Consider the following 20713-nt stretch of genomic DNA (forward strand, 5'->3'; position numbering starts at 1 on the left):
TCGGGATGCGGTGTTCGCGCAGCAGTTGGCTGAGCTGGCCGGCGAACCTGACGGGGCAGGGTGATTGCGTCAGTCGAGCAGCCGCCCCGCTTCGTGGAGCAAGCTCCTGCAGCGAATGAGTTCTGCACGGGGAAAGCTGCAGGCGAGCAGGTTGACCACCGGAGCACTCCTCACCACCACTTTCGGCAGTACGATCTCGACCGCGGCCTCGCCAGTTCCTTCGGGTACCAGGACGTTCATCTGGTCGAGCCGCAACTTCGTCATGCCGATCCGAATGTAGTCGGGTCCGTGCGTGAGCACGTGCTGCACACGTCCGATGACGTGTTCGAGCGTCTCACCAGCGCTCGCTGCCAATGCCGCGAGGGAGCGCTCGTTCTCGGAGAGTTTTCGCTCCACGTCTTCGATTTTCTGTCGCGCACCAATGCCCTTTTCCAGCATCGCTTCGAGCCCGACACGCTGGCCCTTCAAGATCATCAGCCGCGTCTGCAACATCGAGCGCTGCTCCCTGAGATCCTTGCGCTGCATATCCAGCGATGTGATCTGTTGCAGCGCTTCCGTGAGCAGAAATTTGAAGGCACGGCGCCGGATTTCGATGCGCGCATCGTGCTCGCAGCCGCTTGGCAAGACCGGCTTCTTCTCGGTAAAAGAAACGCAGGTCCGCAGCACGTCGTTCTGTACCACACCACCGTCAGCCGCCACGCCGAAGCCTGTCGCCTCACGGCAGACGAAGCGCAATGTGGCCCACACGTGCTCCGCATCGGGCGTGTTCTCGAAGAAATCCTGAATCGCCTGGCTGCGGCTGAAGACCCTCGGGATGTCACGCGCGCTGGCGAAAAGGGCGCGCAAGCTCGGGTCCTCCGACCAGACCTTGGCGCTTGCTTCGATGGCGGGTGGAATCCCTGCCTCGATCTCGCGGCAGTAGAGCACCGCCTGCTCCACCGCCGGCCGGAGCTTGCCGCGGTAGCCGGCGACGAATTTCAGGCGCGGATCGATGATGCGAATGAGCTGCTCGATGCGCTGCTCGATGACCGCGGGGTCGACCGTGGAACCGGTCGCCTCGTCGTTGCCGCTGAAGAGCCAGTCGAGAATCCCCATCGATACTCCTTGTAGTGTCAGACAGGTTCCTATCCGGTGAGGATACGTTTGCACAGCCGCAAGAGCAGCTTGCGCGCCTCTTCGAGGAATAGCGTGGACGAGGCGACGGCCACCGCCACCGCCCACTCGGTCAGCGTCAGATCGACGGTGTCGAAGATGGCCTGCGCCGGGCGCCAATGCACGGCGACGATCTGCAGGACGACGACGGCGAAGAGGGCCAGCCACAGCTTGCCGTTGTTGAAAAACTGCGCGTTGAAAGCGCTCCCGTGTTCGGCGCGGGCGTTGAAGATGTTGAAAAACTGGAACAGCACAAAAGTGGTGAAGGCCAAAGTCATCGCCTTGGCAACATCGCCGGACTGCGTCGCCCAGGCGTAAGCACCCAGGGTGCCCACCGCCATCGTTGCGCCATAGAGCCCGATGCGCCACAGGCGCGGCGTCGAGAGGATTACCGCCTCCTTGCTGCGCGGGCGCTCGCGCATGATTCCGGGACGGGCGGGTTCAACGCCCAGCGTCATCGCCGGCGGACCGTCCATGATGATGTTCACCCAGAGGATCTGGATCGCCGTGAACGGCGTGGCGAAGCCGAACAAGGGCGCGCCGAGGACAGTGAGGATGGCGCCGATGTTGGTGGAGAGCTGAAAACGCACGAACTTGACGATGTTGTCGTAGATCGTGCGTCCTTCTTCCACCGCGCGCACGATGGAGGCGAAATTGTCATCGGTGAGCACCAGCGTCGCCGCTTCCTTGGTGACCTCGGTGCCGGTGATGCCCATTGCCACACCGATGTCGGCGGTCTTGAGCGCTGGCGCATCGTTCACGCCATCACCGGTCATCGCCACGACATGCCCCTTGGCCTGCAATGCCTCGACGATGCGCATCTTGTGCTCGGGCGCGACGCGCGCGAACACGGCGCTCTTCTCGACCAGCGCGGCGATTTCGTCCTGACTCAGGCCATCGAGTTCGCGCCCCTCGTGCGCCTCGCCGGAGAGGCCGAGTTCGCGCGCGATGGCCGCAGCGGTGACGCGATGATCGCCGGTAATCATCTTGACCTCGATGCCGGCGTCGCGGCAGGTGGCGATCGCCACACGTGCCTCGGCACGCGGCGGGTCGATGATGCCGACCAGGGCGTGCAGCGTCAGCTCGCGCACCCAGGGCAGCAGGTCGCCAGCGGGATCGAACTGCTCGGCCGGAATCACCCGCCCAGCCAGCGCCAGCACGCGCAGCGCCTGCTCGGCCAGTGCCTCGTTCTCGGCGATGAAGCGGTCGCGAATTGTGTCATCCAGTGGCATCACCACGTCGTGATGCAAATAGCCGATGGATAATGCCAGCAGGACATCCGGGGCACCTTTGACGCACAACCGTACCTGGTCGCCTTCATGGTGGAAGGTGGCCATGAACTTGCTGGCTGAATCGAAGGGAATCTCGGCGATGCGCGGCAGGTGTTCGACCGCCTCCTCGGCGTCGAGCCCGGTCTTGGCGGCGAGCGCCAGCAGTGCGCCTTCGGTCGGGTCGCCGATCAGTTGCTCATCCTTGATCCGGGCATCGACGCACAGCGCCGCCGGCAACAGGATGTGACGAACATCGCCCGCATCCGCGATACAGCCGTTGCTGCCATAGCCCTCGCCAGTGACGGCATGGCGTTGACCGTTGAAATAGACCGCCCGCGCCGTCATCTGGTTGAGCGTCAAGGTACCGGTCTTGTCGGAACAGATCACCGTGGTGCAGCCCAGCGTCTCGACGGCAGCGAGTTTCTTGACGATGGCGTTGCGCTTGGCCATGCGGTGCATGCCGAGCGCGAGGGTGACGGTCACTACTGCCGGCAGGCCTTCGGGAATCGCCGCGACGGCCAGTGCGATGGCGGTCATCGCCGTCTGTAGCAGCGGGTCGCCGCGCAGCAGGCCGAAGACAAACATCAGCGCCACGACGGCGCTGGCGATCAGTGCGAGGCGTTTGCCCAGGCTGTCAAGCTGCTGCTGCAGCGGCGTCTCGCCCTCGGCGGTGGCGGCGAGCAGCCCGGCAAGACGGCCCATTTCGGTGCCCATGCCGGTGGCGGTGACGACGGCTTCGAGGCGGCCGCGCGTCACCACGGTGTTCATGAACACCATGTTGTGTCGTTCCGCCAGCACCGACCTTTGATCAACAGCGTCGGGCAACTTGGCGACCGCCTGCGATTCGCCGGTCAAGGCCGCCTCCGCCACCTCAGCGCTGTGCGCCGACAGCACGCGCGCGTCGGCAGGAATGCGGTCGCCGGCCTCAAGCAGCAGAATGTCGCCCGGCACCAGATCAGCCGCCTCGATCAGGCGAACCTCGCCGTCGCGTCGCACGCGCGCCGTCGGCGCGAGCATGTTCTTCAGCGCCGCCAGCGCCGCTTCGGCACGATGCTCCTGAAAGAAGCCCAGCGTCGCGTTGAGCACCACCACCACGGCGATCACGATCGCGTCCTTGAGGTCGCCGATGGCGCCGGCCAGGACTGCGGCACCGAGCAGGATCAGGATCAGCAGGCTCCTGAACTGGTCAAGGAACTTGCGCCAGGCAGGCCGGGCCGGTTTTTCAGCGAGCCGGTTGGGACCATGCCTGGCAAGGCGTTGTTGCGCAACTTCTGCGGTCAGACCACGAGAGGGGTCTGACCCGATCTGGTGAAGGACTTCGGCAGTGGAGCGCGCATGCCAGGCAGTATCAGGATCAAGAGACATATTGAGTGAGATCAGGAAGTGAGCGTTGCCCAGACAAAGCCGACGTAGAGCATCAGCAACAGGAAACCGCGACCGCGCACGATCAGGCCGCTGCGGTTGGGCAGCAGCAGAAGCAGCGCGACGATGCCGCAGGCGAGCGTCAGCGCCACCTCGCTCATTGGCGCGACGATCGGATGTATCGTGCCGGCTACGCCAACGATGGCCAGACCGTTGAACAGGTTGCTGCCGATCAACGTGCCGACGCCGACATCGTCGTGGCCGCGCAGGCGAGACAGGATCACCGTCACCAGTTCTGGCAGAGATGTGCCGATTGCCACCAGGATCGCCCCGATCACGTAAGTGTCGACCGCAAACGCGGTGGCGATGCCCGTCGCGCCGCTGACAAACAGGCGACCGGCAGCGATCAGCGCGCCGAGGCCGAGTACACCGAGCAGCAGGCTCATGCCGGCAGACACTTCGGTGGCCTCAACGTCTGCCGCCACTTCTCGCTTGCGCAGGGCACTGCGCACGCTCCACACCAGCCAGGCGAAGAATACCGCCAACAGCAGCAATGCCTCGGCACCTTCGATCCGTCCGTCGAAAATCAGGAAGAAGCTCAGCGCCGGGACTGCGAGGGCAAGATAGAAATCGCGGCCGAAATCCTGCCGCGAGGTCTGCACGCCACCATACAGCAAGGCGAGACCGAAGATCAGCGCGATATTGACGATGTTGCTGCCCAGCGCATCGCCCAACCCGATCTCCGGCTGGCCAGCGAGTGCGGCGACGGTAGACACGGTAAGTTCCGGGCTGGAGGTGGCGAACGCCGCCAGTGTGGTGGCCACCACCACCTTCGGTACGCGCAGATGGAGTGCCGCGCCGAGGATGGACTTGAGGAATGCCTCGCCGCCCGCCGCCGCCAACAGCACGGCAGCCAGGATGAATGCCAGATCGGTCATGGCGATTGGTCAGACGCCTCGCGCGGGTGGCAAATGACCAACACATCGCACTGCGATTCCGCCAGCACATGCTTGGTCACGCTACCGAGCAGCAATTCTTCGACGACGGCCTCCACCCGACCCTTGCCCATCGCCAGGATGATGAGGAAGCCAATGACGATGTGGGCGATCAGCACCGGCTGGCGAAGCCACAACGACACGGTGCCCGCGGCGGCGGACATCCGTAACAGAAGAGCAAATTCACCAAAGACTCCGTGCATGATTCAGTGGCTCCGATTCGACACTTGCGCTCCTGGCTCAGGCTGGCATCAGGCTGGCATCAGGCTGGCGATAAGCCAGGAAGCCGATCAACACCACCGTTGCCCAGCCCAGGCGACCGACGTAGCGATGCAGTGCGGCCTCCCAATATTCCTGATCTGTTGCAACAACTACGGTGCCTCAGCGGACGGTTTTCCTGATTCTTGCGTTACGCTGCCAGCAATTCGTGCAGCCGGGTGGCCGTTTGCTCTTGCACCTCCACAGCCTCGAAAAGAGAAGCCGGGTAAAGAAAGTCCTCGCCGGAATCGTCAATGATCCGCAGCATGCTGTGGCTGTCCGCCGGGGCAAGCACTTCATAGAGCCGCCCGAGCGTCAGATCATCCGTCGAGAACTCGCCAAATCCTTCGCGAGACAGGCAAACCACAAACCTCATAGCCATTCCTTTATCTTCAGTTTCACCTTGCCGACAATACAGAATTCCATTGATCAATGCTACTCCAATTCCCGGACTTGCCGATGCCTTGACAAACACATCGGCATTCAGCCACGAAGAAAGGAAGTTTGTCGCCATTTTTCATAATCCCGACCATCTCCGGTATCGCAGATCACCGCAGCGATCCGCTCCAGAGCCGCATCGATTTCGCCACGCACCGATGCCGCCGCTTCCTTCGCCTCTTCCTGCATCCGCGCCGTAGGTTGGGCTGAGCCTGCGAAGCCCAACACCCTAAACAAGAAGCCAGGAAGCGCCGTTGGGCCGAGCGTGCGAAGCCCAAGCTCCTGAACCGGGCGGGAGAGGTGTGCAAGCAGAAAGATGCGAGGAAGATGCGCTGGTTGTTGGGCTTCGCAGGCTCAGCCCAACCTACACGGCTGGCGCGCAAGCTCAAGCGTGGCGAATAGCGAATGCGTGCTGCTGCTCGACAAGACCGGATGACGAGCTTTCCCAGCCGGCACCGCCTGCAGCGGGAGCGCGCGATCCAGTGTCACCAAGCGGCGCGAGTCGCTTTGGCAAGGCTACTTTTTCTTGCGATCAGCGATGCTCTTCTTCCGGCGGGGTGACGCGCTCTCGGGGGCGGCGCTCGGGGTCTCCGGAGCCTCGTCATCCGTCTCGATGGGGCCGCCGTGCTCTTGCGGGGTCTGATCGGGTTGCCGATGTGCTGCTGCCAGGGCTTCTTCGAGCTGTTTCCGGCGTTGTTCCTCTTCCTGCTGGAAGAATTCCATCCGCTGTCGCTGCTCTTCTCGGGTTCTGGCCCAGGCCTCTTCCATTCGCTGGTGCTCTTCTTCCAGCGCAGGGGAGGGGGCCGTGGGGGCCGGGGACGATGAAAAAACCGGCGGCGCCGTGGGGGTTGGGGGAGCGGGAGAATCCGCAAAGCTTGGGGGTGCCATGTCCATCTTCGCTGTCGTCTGGCGGGCGCTTACGCCGTCCGGTGCCGCTTTCGGGGATTTGCCATAGGCCTCGGGGTTGAGCAACTGGCCTTTCTCAAAATAGCCTGCCCCTTTTTTCTCTTCGACCGGGCGTCTGAGCTGATGGATGACCGGATCGTCGCGATCCGCCAGAACGAGGTAGCTGACCTCCCGGCCCGGTTCGCCGTAAACGGTGAACGCGGTGAAGTTGCGATTCCACTCGTAACCGGTCAGGAACGGCTTGCTGCCGATCGCGGTCAGGCTGACCGTGGCGTCTTCCTCCCTGGTCAGCGCGGCGAAGTAGGAGGGCATCTTGACGGTTCCCTTGCCCGCGGCGTCGAGTTGCACCTTGCCGCGGTACAGGCAGAGGTCTTCGGGCGATTCGACGAAGCTGTGGCGCAGCGTCTTGTTTTCGGGATCGAGCGGGTGGTCGATCAGGAAGGTACCGCTGCCTTTCGAGAGGACACCATTGACATGGACATTGCCGACGAAGTAACCAGCCCACTTTGTGCCGCCGCCGGGGGCGGGGCTAACGTAACTGTAAATGCCGTGCTTGGTTCCACTGCCTGATCCAACCGCATAGACCCTCAGGCCATAAACCTCGCCACTTCCGCCGCTATCGGCAATGACATAGACCCCTTCGGTGGTGTCCGTTGAGCCCGCTGGAGTTTCAGCAGCGAAGTATGCCGCCCGCTTCGGGCCGGCACCCGTTGCAGAACAACTGAGCGCCTCTTTGAATCCGCTTCCTTCGCCGGTTGCGAACGCTCGAATGCCGGAAACGGACCCGGAACCTTGGCTCTGGGCCAAGGCTTCGAGTGCGAGTGTCATGTCGGGTGAATCCTTTCTGCCATCCGCACGAAACGCGCCGGCCAGCTTGTGACCGCCGCCGTAGGCGTGGGCCGATACGGCGCATTTCCTTCCCGCTCCGGCGCCGCCGGAACTGGCGACGATCGCGATCGGCTCCCCGCTCCCGTCGTTCACCACCTCGGCCCAGACGCCATAGGTACCGTCGGCGGAACCGCCGCCTATTGCGCGGAACACGCCAGCGGTCTTTCGACCGGCACCCTCGGCGTGGGCAAAGAGGCCATATTTGGGTCCTGTTCCGGACCCGCCGGCGGTTGTTGTGAACGCGAACGTGTCGCCGGTCCCCTCGCTAACGGCAACCGCCCGAAGTCCTTCCGTGACGTCGGCCGTACCGGCATTGCGGTTATAGGAATAGAACTGCCCGCCATACTTGTTCCCTGAGCCATCGGCAGTACATACGATGCCCTGCTTTTGCCCCGGCCCTGAACCGAAGGCATTGACCGAGAACCCCAGCACGTTGCCGGTCCCTTGGCTACTGGCAGTGACCACGACTCCATCCGCGAAGTCGCTCGACTCGGCCGGGCTTTCGGCATTGAAGTACGCAGCCCGCTTGGGGCCAGACCCGAGTGCCACGCAACTGATCCCCTCTTTGAGACCTTTTCCATCCCCAGACGCTTCCATCCGCAAGCCCGAAACGTCTCCAGTTCCTGCGCTATTGGCTCGGACGTACAGCGCATTTGTCCACTCCGCTGTACCGGCCCCGCTGTACGCGCCAAACTGCCCAGCGTTTTTTTGCCCACCTCCCTCCACGATACTGGTAATGCCTTGTTTCGGTCCGCTTCCTGAACCCCTTGCGTTCACCTGGAGGCCCTTGGTAGCACCGTTTCCTTCGTTGTTGGCACGAACCTCAACGGCACTGGTGTAATCCGTCGAGCCCACTCGACTATCAGCCGCAAACAGGGCCGCACGTTTCTCACCAGCCCCGCTTGCCCAACATTGAATACCCTCTTTGAGGCCGGTTCCGGCGCCTTCTGCATTCACCCACAGAGCCATCACCTGACCAGTCCCATCGCTGCCTGCACCAGCCCGCAGCGCATTGGTGAAGCCCGGCGAGCTGGCCGCACTCGATGCATAGAACTGCCCGGCGAACTTGTCGCCAGCTCCACTCACCTCGCTGAGAACGCCCTGCTTGCGCCCGCTTCCCTCGCCAACTGCGTAGGCCTGGCAAGCGACTGTCTCACCCGTTCCGGCGTTCTGGGCGTAACCGAGCAGAGCCCTCGTGAAGTCCGCTGAACCGGCATCGCTGTAGGCGTGAAATCTCCCCGCGTCCTTCTGGCCGGCGCCGCTGACCTGGCAGGAAATTCCGTCCTTGCGCCCCGCTCCTGAACCCGACGCATCAACCAGGAGACCTTTCGTATCGCCCGTTCCTTCGGTCGTGGCGAGCACCTTGACGCCAACGGTAAGGTCCGCGGTGCCGCCGTCGCTCTCGGCGTAGAACTCGCCGGCCTGCTTGTGGCCGGTGCCTCTGGCAATGCTGACGATGCCTTGTTTCGGTCCGGTTCCTCCTGGGCCCCCGGCCTCCACCGACAGGCCCCGGGCAAGGCCGCTTCCTTGGTTTACGGCGCTGATGCTAACTCCCTCGGTAGGCTCGGTCGAACCGGCAGCGCTCTCGGCAAGGAATGAGGCGGCCTGCTTCTGTCCGCCACCGCGCACCTCGCTGACGACCCCGATCTTCAACCCGGTTCCCGAGCCGGTCAGGCCCGTCCATAGACCCATCACCGGGCCAGAACCTTCACTGCTGGCATCGGCGTGCAGCGCCTGGGTGAAGTCCGAGCCAGCTCCGCTCGTCGCGCTGAAGTAGCCGGCGTGCTTTTCTCCCCCGCCGCTGACTCTGGCGGTGAGGCCACGCTTCTCTCCGCTGCCGCTGCCAGTGGCATCGATGTCAATGCCGAAGACTGTGCCGCTGCCGTCGCTCGACGTGGTCGCGACGCGTCCGACGGCGACGCCAGCGGCGCCGTCGTCCGAGCTCACCACCAGCCGGCTGAGCGGCTCGGGCGTTGCGCCCAGACCGACATTGCCAGCATGCAGCTGCAAGTTGCCGACTATCGTTCCACCCGTGCTCGGCAGTGCACCCACATCCGCCGCCGTCGTCCCGTGCGGATTGCTGCCACCATCGAGACTCAGCGAACTGTGCCGGATCTGCGCGCCATCGCCGCCGGAGTGGTCGTGAGCATCGCCGTGGGTGACCAGCTTGCCGCGAACGCCGGCACTGAGCTTGCTTTCGTCGACGGCGCCATCGGCGAGCTGGTCGGTCGCCACCGCAGCCGGCGCCAGTGCCGCGCCTGCGAGTTGTCGCCCGTCAGCGAACACATCACCCGGATTGCCGGGAAGGTTGCCGCCAGCGGTCAGCGTGAATTGCGCCAAGCGGATCACGCTGCCGTCACCCGCCGGCGTCGTGGTGGACGCCAGTACCTGCGGCCTTTCCATGGTGCGGGTGTCGCCCGTGACGCCGGTGGCGGTACTGGGATCGCTTCCCTCTTCGTGGTAGGCGATCGTGACATGGACCGTCGCCCCGGCAGGGAAAGCCGCCGTGTCGCTCAGGCTGACGATGCGGCTGTCGAGCAATACCAGCTCGCGTCCGCCGCGATCGATGGCCATTCCGGGCTGGATGGTGATCTCCCGGTCGCCGCTCCGGCTGACCGCCAGTCCGTCGGCGACGCCGTAGTCGTGCAGCGCCGCGTTGTGCCGGCGGCGCATCACCAGATGGTATTGCTGTTCGTCGGTGAAATCCGACTCGACCAGGAACTGGTGATTGAAATAGTGCAAACGCTTGATATCAGCCATGGTGGTCCTTGCCTCTCGGGTTAATGGGCGAGATCGCCGAGCAGCGTGTCGACGCCGATCTGGGAGTGCACGCCGATCTGCATCGTGGTGTGCGCGGGATGGTAGTCATAGGCGGTGTGGGCCGGCTTCTCGAGGTCGATCAGGGCCCGGATGATCTGGTTCTGGCGCTGCAGGGTGGCCGGATCGGGATTGGGGATCGTCACGTTCACCCGGAAGTAATGCGGCGCGCTGCCGTTGATCTGGGTATCGACGCCGACGGTCGAATGCTCGCCGATCTGGAAGATGGTGTTCTCGCCTTCCGAGATTTCCGGATCCAGGCCCGTATAGATCTTCAACAGCTCGATCAGATTCTGCTTCGTGCCACGGCGGCGATAGAGCGGGACGATGTTGGCGAGGAATTCCCTCTGCTGGTTTTCCCGCCAGTCGGCGCGCAGCCCGAGCGCCACCCAGCCGGCCAGCCAGTCGAGGAATTCGCGTGGCGTCGCCAGTGGATCGAAAAGCTGGGGTATGGCGGCGATGATCTCTTCCAGCCCGCGCCTGGGCTCGCTATCGGCGCCATGCAGACCCGTCAGGACCTGCTCGAAGGCGAGCAGAAAACGACCCAGCAACGGGTCTTCGGAGAAGATGGCCGGCAGATGCTCTAGGTAGCTGCTACTTTGTTCTTCGCCAATCGCCATCGCATCTTCTCCTAGATCGCTTCAACTTTCACTGCCAGCGTCCGTGCGCTGACCAGTTCGTGCGGCTTGACCGTCAGTCCGATCTGCTTGCCTTGCGCGTTGTGGATCAGGCGCGCGGAATCGTTGCTGGCCAGCGTGACCTCGGTCACATAATCGACTCCCGGCAATTGATCGAGCAGCTGGTAGATTTCGGAGATGAAGACATTGCGCCCGAAAGGCCAGCCGGTCTGTTGCTCCCCGCCGCACAACGGATCGAGAAAAGCACGCAGGGTGGTGATCACTCGCGGCAGCAGTTCGCTCGGGTCGACATCGGGTAGCGCCACCACTGTGGCCTCGATATCCACCTCCACCCGCTGCGGGCCGACGACATGCACAAAAGTCGTCAGCAGCCGGCGCGGCTCCAGGTAGGCTTCGACGGCCTCGAGCACCGGGGTCAGGTCGCCGTCGTGACGGGGCACGACGATCACGCTGACATGGCCCGGCTGCTCGGCTTCGAAGTCGATCAGCGCGTTGCGCCGCGGCAGGCAGCGAACGCGGGCGACGCGTGCATCGGCCTCGAGCGCCAGCGCTTCGAAGTCATCGCAGGAGACCGCGCGTTCCTGGCGCCTGAGCGCCTGGACGCTGGTGCGGATATCGGTCGCCAGGGCTGCCGGGGTCATTCCCGAAGGCTTCCAGTCCTTGCCGTTGAGCAGCTTCAGAAAAGTACGGAGGTTGTCGTCGCTCACCCGGTTCAGCCGGTAAATCAGCATCTCGGACAACCAGGCGAACAGCTCGATCAGGGTGATGCCGGGGTCGGACGGATTGTGGTTGGTCCATTCCGGCGCGTAGCCGGGGATCAGCGTGCGCGCTTCCTCGACCAGGTCGGCATAGCGGCGATCGTCGAGATCGGGGAGGGTCAGCGGCATGGCGATCAGGTTTCCGCGAAGGTCAAACGAATGTCATGGATGCCGGAGTAAACCAGGAAACGGCCGCTCGCCAGCGCACCCGGACGTTCCTCGCTTTCGCTGACTTGCAGGCTGCGCAGATGGTCGACCCCCGGTACTGCTTCGAGCAACGCGTAGAGGTCTGAAGGATGCGGCTTGCGGCCGAAATCCCAGCCGTTGCGATCGAGCCCGCCGGTCAAGGGGTGCAGGAAGCGGGCCAGCGTCTGCGCCACCTCGCTTTCCACCGCGCTGGCGCCCTCCATGGAAAGCAGCGCCACCTCGACGGAGACGTCGACGCGCAGGTACTCGGGTCCGACGACGACCAGATCGGCTGTTGGAATGCGACGTTGATCGAGATAGCGCCTGACCTCGTCAAGGAGTGTCAGGCTCGGCAGGGGCTTGGCATCGCGCGTGCGCGGCACGACGATCAGGCTGACGGTACCCGGCCAGGAGCGCAGGGCAGCGGGGTCGCGGGCCAGATCGTGGAGCGGGACGCAGCGGGCGCGCGCCACTGCCGGCGAGGCCAGCACCGCCAGATCCTGGTAATCCTCGATGCTGACCGCGCGCTGCCGATGACGCAGGGCGCGCGGTGCGCGCTGCCGCAGCGATTCCAGCGTTTCCGCTTCGGCACCGCCCAGCGCCGGTTCCAGGTTGCTCACCTGGTCCACATACGGGACGGTGGTCTTCAACTGCACAACGGCATTCGCCGGCCGGTTGCCGACGACACCGCCGCCGGTCCGGTAGTGGGCCAGGCGGACATTGCCGGTACCGGCCGGCGGGATCAGGCCGTTACGGCCATTGCCGAAGCGAATCTCGCCGCTCAGTGCGTCAAGGACGTAGTGCCGGTCGCGCGGACCCGACCCGTAAAAGTCGGCCACCGGCAGCCAGCGTACCCAGATCTCGGGCGGCCGGCCGCCCGCTCCTTCGGTGAACGTGATCGCAGCGTCGCCGCTGGCTTGCTGGATCAGCGTCTGTTCGGCGGTGGCCGGCAGTTCGCGTTCACGCACTTCGAGGCGTTCGCCAGCCAGCAGGGGCGTGCGGATCGTACGAAAACGCTGGTTTTCGCTGCCATCGCTCGAACCGAGGATTTCGTTGCGCACGGTGACGGCCTGCAAGGCCATCGTCGTGTTGAAGAGCACGCGGCTCAGATGCGGTGCGAGCGGGTAGTCGCCGCTTTCCCAGCGGGCGCGTAACCAGTACGCCTGCCGGGCAAACTCGGCACGACTGGAAAAATCGCTCGGCGCCAGCCATTCGAGCAGACCCGAGCGGGTGAAGTTTTCCGAGCCATCCTGGACCTTCAGATCGCTCCACTGCATCCCGTTCCAGTACGCCCAGGCCAGCCGCAAGGGATCGGCCGAGTGCGCTGCCGGGGGAGAGGCGCTGGCCTCGCCGTACTTCAGCCCGGCACTGGCGAGGTACAGGCTGAGCTTGCGATTGGGAAAGACGCGCCGCGCCGCGGGCAGGGTGAAACCCAGATAGACCGTTGGCCGCGGTTCGGACGTCGCCTGAAACGGCTGGAACGGGGTGCCGGGGACGGCCGTGTAGACAAAATCGTTGTACGTCAGCAGCGCTGCGAGCGGCGTCGTTCGGGTCAGCAGGTAGTCGATGCTGAGTCGCCGGATCGAAGGCGCGGCAAAGGTGGCCGGGATGAAGCGATATCCATGTTCGGGATGTTCCGGATCGACCGGCTCGTAACGCGCTTCCTGGCCATAGTCGCCGGCATTGAGGCGTACGCGCAGCCAGTATTCCTCGAGGCCATTGACGGTTTTCGGTTGCGGCGGCTTGCCCAGTTTGCAGGTGATCGTCCCGGACTGGGTCAGGTTCGCGGTGTCATCGACCATATCGTCGGGCGTTACCCACGCCTGGCCGTTCCAGTAGTCCCAGGCAAGCTCGAGATTTTCTGATGCGCGCGTCGCTGGAATGGGTGGCTTCTTGGCGTCGCTGGGATTGGTCAGCTCGATGCGCAGGGTGATCGTACTGCCCGCTTCGGCAAACGCCCGGCCACGCGCCAGGTACAGCGTATCGCCGAAGCGCGGCTTGTCGCCGAAAGGAAGGAAATCCTTGCCCAGGTCGACCGGAAGCTGGTTGGCGAAGGCTACGTCGGCGGCCAGGCCGGTCGCTCCGATGGTGACTTGTGCGCTGAGAGACGCGATCTCAGGCAAGTGGCTGGCGCGCACCCTCCCGGCCTGAAGGGCGTCAGCAGGTGTGATCGGCGTCAGCAGACGGCATCGCAGCCAGCGGCTGGTCTGGTCGGCGAGACGCTGCTCGGCGATCGGAAAGGCGCGCAGGCCGGCAGTCAGCACGACATCGCCGTTGCGCGTCAGCGCTTCGGTCTGATCGACGGGTGCGAGCGGGCAGCCCTCCTTGCCGTCCCAGATTTCCCATTGCACGGTACGGGGATCGGGAGCCGGGTTCTCGCTCGTCAGTTCGAAGGTCAGGCGCAATTCCTGCAGATCGGATCGTCCGAACAGCGCGTCGTCACCGAGATAGAGGACATGCTCGAGCGCCCGGTTGCCCGCGAAGACCGGAATGGCGATTGCCGCTGGTGTGCTCAGCCATGGGCTGTAGTCGGCATAGCGATCGGCTTCCGGTTCGCGGACGAACAGGCAGGAAAGCTGCGCTGCGCCAACCACCAGTTCACCTGCGGTCTCGAACAAGACCGGTTCGTTCTCGCCTTCGGCCGGCGGCGAGGCGACCTGGGTCCCGCTCGGCACAATCGCATCGGCGATGCTGCCCGGCGCCAGCGAGAAGGTGAGCGGAACCCGGGCGGGTTGCGGTGGCAAGCGTGCCTCGCCGAGCAGGTCGAGAAAGGCGAGGAGGTTCTTGTCCGGAACTTGGTTGAGTCGGTGCAGGATGATTTCGGCAAAGCGGCTGAAGATGCCGATCAGCGCCGTCCCCAGCGGGTCGCTGCGGATCTGACCGGTCGCAGGATCGGTATATTGCTCGTGCCAGTCAGGTGCATAAATGGCCAGCAACTCGCGCAGTTGTCCGGAAACGGCGGCAGCTGTACGCGGATCGATCGGCGGAGCGGTCTTGCTCATCAGCTCGTGCTCCTGTCCAGATAGAAGGGATAGACCAGGTTGAAGGCGTTGTTGGTGGCGCGTACCTCGTAGTCGATGCTGATCAGCAGCAGCTCGCCGCCTGCGGCCGCCTGCACCTGGATGTCGAGCACATCGATACGCGGCTCGAACAGCAGCAGGGCCTGGCGGATGGCCTGCGTTACCCTGCCGGCGGTGGAGGCGCTATTGATCTCGAAAACCAGGTCGTAAATGCCGCAGCCGAAATCCGGACGCATCACGCGTTCACCCTTGGCCGTGCCCAGGATGATCCAGATCGACTGACGCACGCTCTCCTCGTACTCGGCGTGGTTGAAGAAGCCAAGTTCATCGAGTGTGAGGGGGAATCCCCAACCAACGCCGAGAAATGGTTTCGACATAAGCCTTCCTAACCGATGAACACCGTACCCACGGCGATTACCTGGCCAGCCGGCAAGTCCGCGGGATCGTTGCAGGTGGTCGCGGGGTCACCGTTGCGCGCGGCCATCTTGCCGTTGATTTTCACTGTCGGGCTGCCGATCCGGATGCTTGCCTGGTTGCCCGGAGGTTTCTGAAAAGCGGTTCCGGGTGGTGTCGGCAGATGGGGAGGCGTGTTGTCGGCCGTGCTGTCGACGGTCGCCGCCGGCTTCCCCTGGATGTTGACGTCGCTGCTCAGATTGCCGTTGATGATGCCGGTAAAAGGGTGCGGCAAAGGCGTCGGCAGCGGTGGCGTACCCGGGACGATGACGATATGCGTGTCGGTGGCGACGATCCGGTCGCCCTGTTTGGCGGCAGGTTGGCCCATGATTCAGTTGATATTGACGGTTGCACCCTGGATGTTCAGCGTTGCGCTGGCTGTTACGTCGATTCCCGCCCCAGCTTCGAGGCTGGCGTCGGCGGAGGACTTGATTTCCACCTTCCGGGCCTCGAGCTTGATCGTTCCCTGTGGCGCCAACAAGCTGATGTCCTGCTCGCTGGTGATGGTGATCGTGTTGGTCGCGGTGTCGAAGACGATGCTGTTCTTTTCGCTCTTGTCGATGATTTCGATCTTTTCCTTGCCGTCCTCGTCGTTGAGACGAACCAGATGGCCGCTGCGCGATCGGATCAGGCGCAAGGCATTCTTGCCGTCGGCGTTGTCGGCCGGCGGTTTGTCCTTGCCGTTCCACAGGCCGCCGAGGACATAGGGAAAACGCAGGTCGCCCTGTTCGAAGGCGACCAGCACCTCATCGTCCACTTCCGGCAGGAAGTACCAGCCGCGACCGCTGCCGGCCATCGGCGTGGCGATCCTCGCCCAGGCGCTCTCGTCGGCGTCGCTCAGCCAGGGGAACCTGAGCTTGACCCGTCCGAGCCCGTCGGGGTCCTGATTGTTGGTTACCACGCCAAACACCACGCCGGCGATGCGGGTGGCGTCGCCATGCTCGACAAGCAGGTTGAAGAAGCTCACGTCGCGTTCCTCCTGACGGTGAAACGGGTCAGATAACCCTGGTGGGGCGTATAGCCATGGTTCGCCGAGACGACATAGTACGGGCCGCTGAAACGTTGACCGAGCCCGTCGATCCTGATGACTGCGCCGGCCCGCAAGTCGGTGCGTCCCCGGCACGCTCCTTCACCCTCGATCAGTTCCAGTACGCCGCGATTGAAGCGGGCCTTGGCCAGTTGATCGGCTTCGGCCTGGGTGGCCAGCGGCTGCCGGCTGATCAATCCGACGGCCGCGCCGAAGGCGCTGTTCGCGAGAGCCGCGCCAGTCTGCCGGCCGCCCATCTTCGAGACTTCTGCCCCGGCCCTGGCCTGACCGATGATCTCCTGCTTGTCCTTGACGTTCCAGCCGCGTACCTCGACTTCGCTGACCTGGCCCACCGCAGAAAGCCGTGGGTAGAACTCCAGCAGGTCGTCGTTCAGCGTCAGGGTCATGATTTCGCTCGCCGCGTTGGCTACCGGCCGGAAAGACAGCGTCTTGTCATCGACGCTGACTTCGTATTCGATCCGGCGAGCGCGCTCCTGAAGAAACGCCAGATCGCTCTGGCCGGCCTGGAGCACGTAGTCATGGACGACACGGCTGTCCTCGGTCTGCGCAGTCAGCCCCGCTTCGCCGGCGATTTGCGCGGCGATATCGCTGTCTTTCTGCTGCAAGAAGGTACGCACCTTGCGACCCCGTTGCAGGCGGTGGCGGCGGTCATAACCGCGCACCGTCAGATGAGGCAGGCGGTCGGCCGCGAATTCGAGTTCCAGGGCGGTAATCTCGCCCTTGATCAGACTGGCCAGATCGTCCACATAGCCCAGCCTGACGTCGGCCACCTGGCCGACGGCAAACAGATTCCGGTCGTCGATCCAGGCCAGGAGCTGATCGTCGTGTTCCGATCCGGCCAGTTCAATGGCGAACATGCTCGGCAGCTCGACGCTGTCGTCGACCTCGACAGCGATGACGTGCGTTGCGACAGCCTTGGACAGGGGAGATCCGTTGACGGCGATCGCGAAATCGGCGATCAGCGGGCTGCGCGGATTGGCGACGGGCATCGTTGCTCTTCCTCAGCCGCGCCTGGGAATCGTCAGTGTTCGACCGACGTCCAGATGGCGCGGATCGTTCAGGTTGTTCGCCTCGGCGATCAGTCGCCACTGCGCCGGGTCACGATAGATTTCGGCAGCGATGGCACTCAGGGTGTCGCCGCGCTTGAGCTGTCGAGTGGTGAACTCCGGGTCGGTCTGGCGCTGGTCGAGTGCCGGGTCGAGGAACTCGGTGACCGTGATCGTCAGGGTGGCCCGCAAGGGTTTGCCGTCGCTGCTGAAAAACGTGAAGCGCTGGGCGAGGTTGCTGAGCACGCCGGTGAAAGGAAAATCGGAGTGGGCCGGCGGCGCGGCACCCCAGGTGATTTCGACCGCCGGTGGGCGCTGCAGCTCCTTCTGGATGCGTGTCAGTTCGACCACCTTGTTGGTCTCCTTGCGCACGTCGCCGCTGACGACGTCGTTGACCGGTTCGGTCACGTCGTAGAACAGCTCCAGATTCAACAACCGGCTGCCACCGCCAGCAAAGAACAGGGTCGGCGCATTCACCATGCGATTGGTCCGGGCGCTCGTCGGGCCGGTTGCACTGAGGGAATTCCAGGTGACTGACTTGCTGATCGAGTAGGTGTTCGGGTTGAAAAGCACCGCGAACCTCTTGTTCGTTATGGATTGGCCGCTTTTGTCGAGGGGAGTGATCGTCAGCTTGCTCAGTTCCATCCCTTGACTCCTCGACGTTCGCGTTCAATGGTCAGTTGGCGGTGGATACGACGGCTGAGCTGGGCGATCAGTGGCTCCCAGTCCCGTGTTTCCCCCGGCAAAGGGACATCGCTCGTGGGCGTGGAAAGGCTGGGCTGGCTGTCCGCAGGTGCCGAAGATGCGCCGCCGTTCGACGGACGGGCGGCGACAGTCGGCGTTTTCGTCGTTTCGAGGATTCCCGCGCTGCCGGCTCCCGGAGAGGGCGATGCGGCGATGCGTTGGCGCCAGACCATTCCCGAAACCGGGTCAGTGGCTGCCGCAGTGGCTTTTTCATGGATCACCGGCAGTGCCGACGTGACTGCCGTGTCAGGTGTCGCTTCATTGACTTCAGCCGCGTGCCGAGCCGCGGTCGGGTAGGCAAAGGGCAGACTGCCGCGACCCTTGGCGGCGCTGCTTGCCGCCAAGGCATGGCCTGCAAGCGGTGGATCGACCGATCGATGGTCGTCGATCGGCGCCGGGTTACGGACTGCGCCGGGCGTCGCGGATGGGGTTGCAACCGGGGTCCGGGTGTTTCCCGTTTGCCGGATCGAGGCGCCCGCTGCCCGCCGGAATGAAGTGTGGACTGGTTCGCTTCTGCCCGTAGCGGAGCGGTCGATTGCCGGGCGCGCGCTGGCCGCCGCTGGCGGGCCAATCGGGGCAGCGAGCTTCGCGGGTAGTGCGGCCGCCTGGTCAAACCGATGGCCGTCGGTCGGCGCCGGGTTACGGACTGCGCCGGGCGTCGCGGGTGGGATCGCAACCGGGAGCCGGCTGTCGCCCGGTTGCCGGATCGAGGTGCCTGCGGCCCGCCTGAAGAGGGTGGCCTGGGCATCGTCGGCCCGGTCGTGCGGTGTCGCCGATACCGCCGCGTGCGCGATCGTTTGCCGTGCGGCGGCCAGCGGGAGTTTCGCCGCCACCCGGGCGTCGGGAATGGCCCGTCGATTCGCTGCTGCTGCCTCCGCGGGAAACGCTGGAGTTGGGTAATCGGGCAGCAAACGCTGGCGCAGGCCGGCGTTGGTCATGGCAGAGAAGTCGGCGGTGCTCGCTGAGAGGTTTGTGGCAATTCTGTCCGACGACTGTGGGTCAGTTGGGGTGCGCGTGCCGGGAACTGCCGGACCACCGATGGCAGCGAGCGTTGCCACTCGATCAGACGGTTGGTCGTCGGGTTGCCCGCCGTGCGCCATTGACTTCCCGCTGGGCGCTGCTCCTTGTCGAGTCGAAAACGCCGCCGTAGCGGGCAGCACTTTTCGCCTGACCCGAACGCTTCCGGCAGTTAGAGGAGATGGTTCTGCCGTGAAACCTGTCGACGGAGGGCGGTCGACCTGCAACGGAGAGCGGTCGACCTGTGACGGAGAGCGGTCGACCTGCCCTGCGATGCTCGATCGCTCCGCCATTTCGGGTGTTACGCCCGCTGCTTGGGTGACGGCAGAGCGCAGGCTGCCGATCTGTCCATGGTGTGCTGCTTCCCCCGCCGGCCTGCTGGCAAGCGAGTCGCCAGACGCGGCGCCCGCAGTCAGATCGTTGTGCACAGTGGCCGGCCTGGTGGCGGAGGAAGCGGCGAACACGCGGAAAAGGTCAGATCGAGTCTCGGCCCCCCGGCCAGAGTCATAGCGGGCGAGCAGGGGTTTCAACAGCGTTACTATGAAAGTCGCGAGCGACTCACGAATCTCCCCTCCCCACTCGCGGGGGAGGGGTTGGGGGAGAGGGAAACGGTCATGACTTTCATCATCGGGGGTGTCTTGCAAAGTCATGACCGTTTGTCCGAACTCGCCGGCGGTACGACTCGCCTGCTGCCGTGACTGCTGCACATGGATTACCCCAGCCGGTCGAGTCGTGCGCTGTGCCAGGCGGTCAGTCAGCGGGCCGGCGTTTACCGTGCTCGCTGCCGGGGAATAAGGGGCGAGGTCAATCTTGCCGCTGGAATCCGGGTTTGCCTGCCGGCGGATGTCAAACCGGGCTGCCGCGGTTCCCGGCAATTCGGCTCCGCTACTCGCCAGGGTCACCGGGAAAGCACGGGCCGTCCGGTAAACGAAACCGGTGTGGCCACCTCCCGGTGGTATCTCGCCAGCACCGGCACGGGCCAGCAGTCGCTGCAGCAACGGAAAGCGCTGTCCAGCCCACACGGCCGTGCGGGCGTAATGCTGCTGCGGCCAGCGCACGTCAATCATTCCGAGTTCCTCGCTGCTGCGGGCGGTCGTGGCGTTCAGCCAGCCATCCTGACGGCAGAGGAATGTTCGCATCGGCCGCGGGCGCGCATCCATCAGAATAGCCCTTCGGAAAACGTCAACGAACCGCCACTGATGCGCTCAGCAACGACGCCGGCCACGACGTTTGCCAGTCTCGGCCGGCTGAGCCCACGGTGGGCAAGTTCCACGCTTTCAATGGCGACCCCGCCCGAACTGGCCACCAGCGAGGGTCCGCTCCAGCGGAAGGGGAAGGCCTCCTTGAAGTCCCACCAGATGACCGGGATGCGCTGTTTGTTCAGCAGGTAGATGGTGCCGTTCCGGCGTCTGATCCTGCCCTGTACGACATCCTGATGCCAGCCCCAGAGTCCATCGATTTGCGTCAGTCCGTGTTTGAGCAGCAGTGGCGGATACTTCGTCGGTCCGGCAAAACGATGCATGTACTCATTGACGCCGCCTTCGCGATACTCGAAGGTTTCACTTTCCACTTGCAGGCCACTGCATTCCGAAAAGCCGCCGGCCAGGATCCCTTCGATCTCCACCAGGAAATTGAAGGCCTGGTAGGGGTCGACACGCACCCCCGACAAGTTGGTCGCCAGACTGAAGGCGGTGTTCAAACCCAGTTCAGGCATAT

17 protein-coding genes are annotated in these 20713 nt (G+C 64.2%); all 17 read right to left on the minus strand.

Annotation, left to right across the window (positions count from 1 at the left end; genetic code table 11):
- Nucleotides 1-69 precede the first annotated feature (69 nt).
- On the minus strand, nt 70-1095 hold the full coding sequence (locus V5B59_RS00330; protein ID WP_169069538.1) for a hypothetical protein: 1026 nt from the start codon (nt 1093-1095) through the stop codon (nt 70-72).
- A 29-nt stretch (nt 1096-1124) separates the two neighbouring features.
- Complete coding sequence (locus tag V5B59_RS00335) at nt 1125-3788, minus strand: calcium-translocating P-type ATPase, PMCA-type (RefSeq protein ID WP_169069539.1); 2664 nt, start codon at nt 3786-3788, stop codon at nt 1125-1127.
- 11 nt (nt 3789-3799) lie between these two features.
- Entirely contained in the window at nt 3800-4723 is a 924-nt protein-coding gene (locus V5B59_RS00340; RefSeq protein WP_169069540.1) for a sodium:calcium antiporter, read from the minus strand.
- The gene (locus V5B59_RS00345) at nt 4720-4983 is read right to left on the minus strand and encodes a hypothetical protein (RefSeq protein WP_211203313.1); all 264 of its coding nucleotides are present in this window, start codon (nt 4981-4983) and stop codon (nt 4720-4722) included. The genes V5B59_RS00340 and V5B59_RS00345 overlap by 4 nt, the downstream gene beginning before the upstream one ends.
- Before the next feature lie 206 nt (nt 4984-5189).
- Nucleotides 5190-5552 carry a hypothetical protein gene (locus tag V5B59_RS00350; protein ID WP_248594698.1) on the minus strand — a complete coding sequence of 121 codons (363 nt, stop codon included), beginning with the start codon at nt 5550-5552 and terminating at the stop codon, nt 5190-5192.
- Nucleotides 5522-5665 carry a hypothetical protein gene (locus tag V5B59_RS00355; RefSeq protein WP_211203314.1) on the minus strand — a complete coding sequence of 48 codons (144 nt, stop codon included), beginning with the start codon at nt 5663-5665 and terminating at the stop codon, nt 5522-5524. The genes V5B59_RS00350 and V5B59_RS00355 overlap by 31 nt, the downstream gene beginning before the upstream one ends.
- 327 nt (nt 5666-5992) lie before the next feature.
- Nucleotides 5993-10030 (minus strand): hypothetical protein, encoded by a 4038-nt coding sequence (locus tag V5B59_RS00360; protein ID WP_169069541.1) that lies wholly within the window; start codon nt 10028-10030, stop codon nt 5993-5995.
- Nucleotides 10031-10050: 20 nt separating this feature from the next.
- On the minus strand, nt 10051-10707 hold the full coding sequence (locus tag V5B59_RS00365) for a phage tail protein (protein WP_169069542.1): 657 nt from the start codon (nt 10705-10707) through the stop codon (nt 10051-10053).
- Between the two features lie 11 nt (nt 10708-10718).
- Nucleotides 10719-11612 (minus strand): baseplate J/gp47 family protein, encoded by an 894-nt coding sequence (locus V5B59_RS00370; protein ID WP_169069543.1) that lies wholly within the window; start codon nt 11610-11612, stop codon nt 10719-10721.
- A 5-nt stretch (nt 11613-11617) separates the two neighbouring features.
- Entirely contained in the window at nt 11618-14671 is a 3054-nt protein-coding gene (locus V5B59_RS00375; RefSeq protein ID WP_169069544.1) for a putative baseplate assembly protein, read from the minus strand.
- Nucleotides 14671-15066, minus strand: coding sequence for a GPW/gp25 family protein (locus V5B59_RS00380; RefSeq protein ID WP_169069545.1), 396 nt, complete (start codon nt 15064-15066; stop codon nt 14671-14673). The genes V5B59_RS00375 and V5B59_RS00380 overlap by 1 nt, the downstream gene beginning before the upstream one ends.
- Nucleotides 15067-15074: 8 nt before the next feature.
- Nucleotides 15075-15470, minus strand: coding sequence for a PAAR domain-containing protein (locus tag V5B59_RS00385; RefSeq protein ID WP_034914372.1), 396 nt, complete (start codon nt 15468-15470; stop codon nt 15075-15077).
- Between the two features lie 3 nt (nt 15471-15473).
- On the minus strand, nt 15474-16109 hold the full coding sequence (locus V5B59_RS00390; RefSeq protein ID WP_169069546.1) for a phage baseplate assembly protein V: 636 nt from the start codon (nt 16107-16109) through the stop codon (nt 15474-15476).
- Nucleotides 16106-17179 carry a phage late control D family protein gene (locus V5B59_RS00395; protein WP_169069547.1) on the minus strand — a complete coding sequence of 358 codons (1074 nt, stop codon included), beginning with the start codon at nt 17177-17179 and terminating at the stop codon, nt 16106-16108. The genes V5B59_RS00390 and V5B59_RS00395 overlap by 4 nt, the downstream gene beginning before the upstream one ends.
- A gap of 12 nt (nt 17180-17191) precedes the next feature.
- On the minus strand, nt 17192-17881 hold the full coding sequence (locus V5B59_RS00400) for a LysM peptidoglycan-binding domain-containing protein (RefSeq protein ID WP_034915962.1): 690 nt from the start codon (nt 17879-17881) through the stop codon (nt 17192-17194).
- Nucleotides 17872-20157 (minus strand): hypothetical protein, encoded by a 2286-nt coding sequence (locus tag V5B59_RS00405; RefSeq protein WP_332351301.1) that lies wholly within the window; start codon nt 20155-20157, stop codon nt 17872-17874. Before V5B59_RS00405 ends, V5B59_RS00400 begins: the two co-directional genes overlap by 10 nt.
- The gene (locus V5B59_RS00410) at nt 20157-20711 is read right to left on the minus strand and encodes a phage tail protein (protein ID WP_034915954.1); all 555 of its coding nucleotides are present in this window, start codon (nt 20709-20711) and stop codon (nt 20157-20159) included. Before V5B59_RS00410 ends, V5B59_RS00405 begins: the two co-directional genes overlap by 1 nt.
- Nucleotides 20712-20713: the final 2 nt, after the last annotated feature.

The sequence above is a fragment of the Candidatus Accumulibacter contiguus genome, assembly GCF_036625285.1.
Taxonomy (GTDB): domain Bacteria; phylum Pseudomonadota; class Gammaproteobacteria; order Burkholderiales; family Rhodocyclaceae; genus Accumulibacter; species Accumulibacter contiguus.

Coding starts and splice junctions, on each gene's coding strand:
- V5B59_RS00360 (WP_169069541.1), bottom strand. CDS start 10,030: ATGGCTGATATCAAGCGTTTGCACTATTTCAATCACCAGTTCCTGGTC.
- V5B59_RS00330 (WP_169069538.1), bottom strand. CDS start 1,095: ATGGGGATTCTCGACTGGCTCTTCAGCGGCAACGACGAGGCGACCGGT.
- V5B59_RS00370 (WP_169069543.1), bottom strand. CDS start 11,612: ATGCCGCTGACCCTCCCCGATCTCGACGATCGCCGCTATGCCGACCTG.
- V5B59_RS00340 (WP_169069540.1), bottom strand. CDS start 4,723: ATGACCGATCTGGCATTCATCCTGGCTGCCGTGCTGTTGGCGGCGGCG.
- V5B59_RS00345 (WP_211203313.1), bottom strand. CDS start 4,983: ATGCACGGAGTCTTTGGTGAATTTGCTCTTCTGTTACGGATGTCCGCC.
- V5B59_RS00410 (WP_034915954.1), bottom strand. CDS start 20,711: ATGCCTGAACTGGGTTTGAACACCGCCTTCAGTCTGGCGACCAACTTG.
- V5B59_RS00385 (WP_034914372.1), bottom strand. CDS start 15,470: ATGGGCCAACCTGCCGCCAAACAGGGCGACCGGATCGTCGCCACCGAC.
- V5B59_RS00380 (WP_169069545.1), bottom strand. CDS start 15,066: ATGTCGAAACCATTTCTCGGCGTTGGTTGGGGATTCCCCCTCACACTC.
- V5B59_RS00405 (WP_332351301.1), bottom strand. CDS start 20,157: ATGGATGCGCGCCCGCGGCCGATGCGAACATTCCTCTGCCGTCAGGAT.
- V5B59_RS00400 (WP_034915962.1), bottom strand. CDS start 17,881: ATGGAACTGAGCAAGCTGACGATCACTCCCCTCGACAAAAGCGGCCAA.
- V5B59_RS00350 (WP_248594698.1), bottom strand. CDS start 5,552: ATGGCGACAAACTTCCTTTCTTCGTGGCTGAATGCCGATGTGTTTGTC.
- V5B59_RS00375 (WP_169069544.1), bottom strand. CDS start 14,671: ATGAGCAAGACCGCTCCGCCGATCGATCCGCGTACAGCTGCCGCCGTT.
- V5B59_RS00365 (WP_169069542.1), bottom strand. CDS start 10,707: ATGGCGATTGGCGAAGAACAAAGTAGCAGCTACCTAGAGCATCTGCCG.
- V5B59_RS00395 (WP_169069547.1), bottom strand. CDS start 17,179: ATGCCCGTCGCCAATCCGCGCAGCCCGCTGATCGCCGATTTCGCGATC.
- V5B59_RS00355 (WP_211203314.1), bottom strand. CDS start 5,665: ATGCAGGAAGAGGCGAAGGAAGCGGCGGCATCGGTGCGTGGCGAAATC.
- V5B59_RS00335 (WP_169069539.1), bottom strand. CDS start 3,788: ATGTCTCTTGATCCTGATACTGCCTGGCATGCGCGCTCCACTGCCGAA.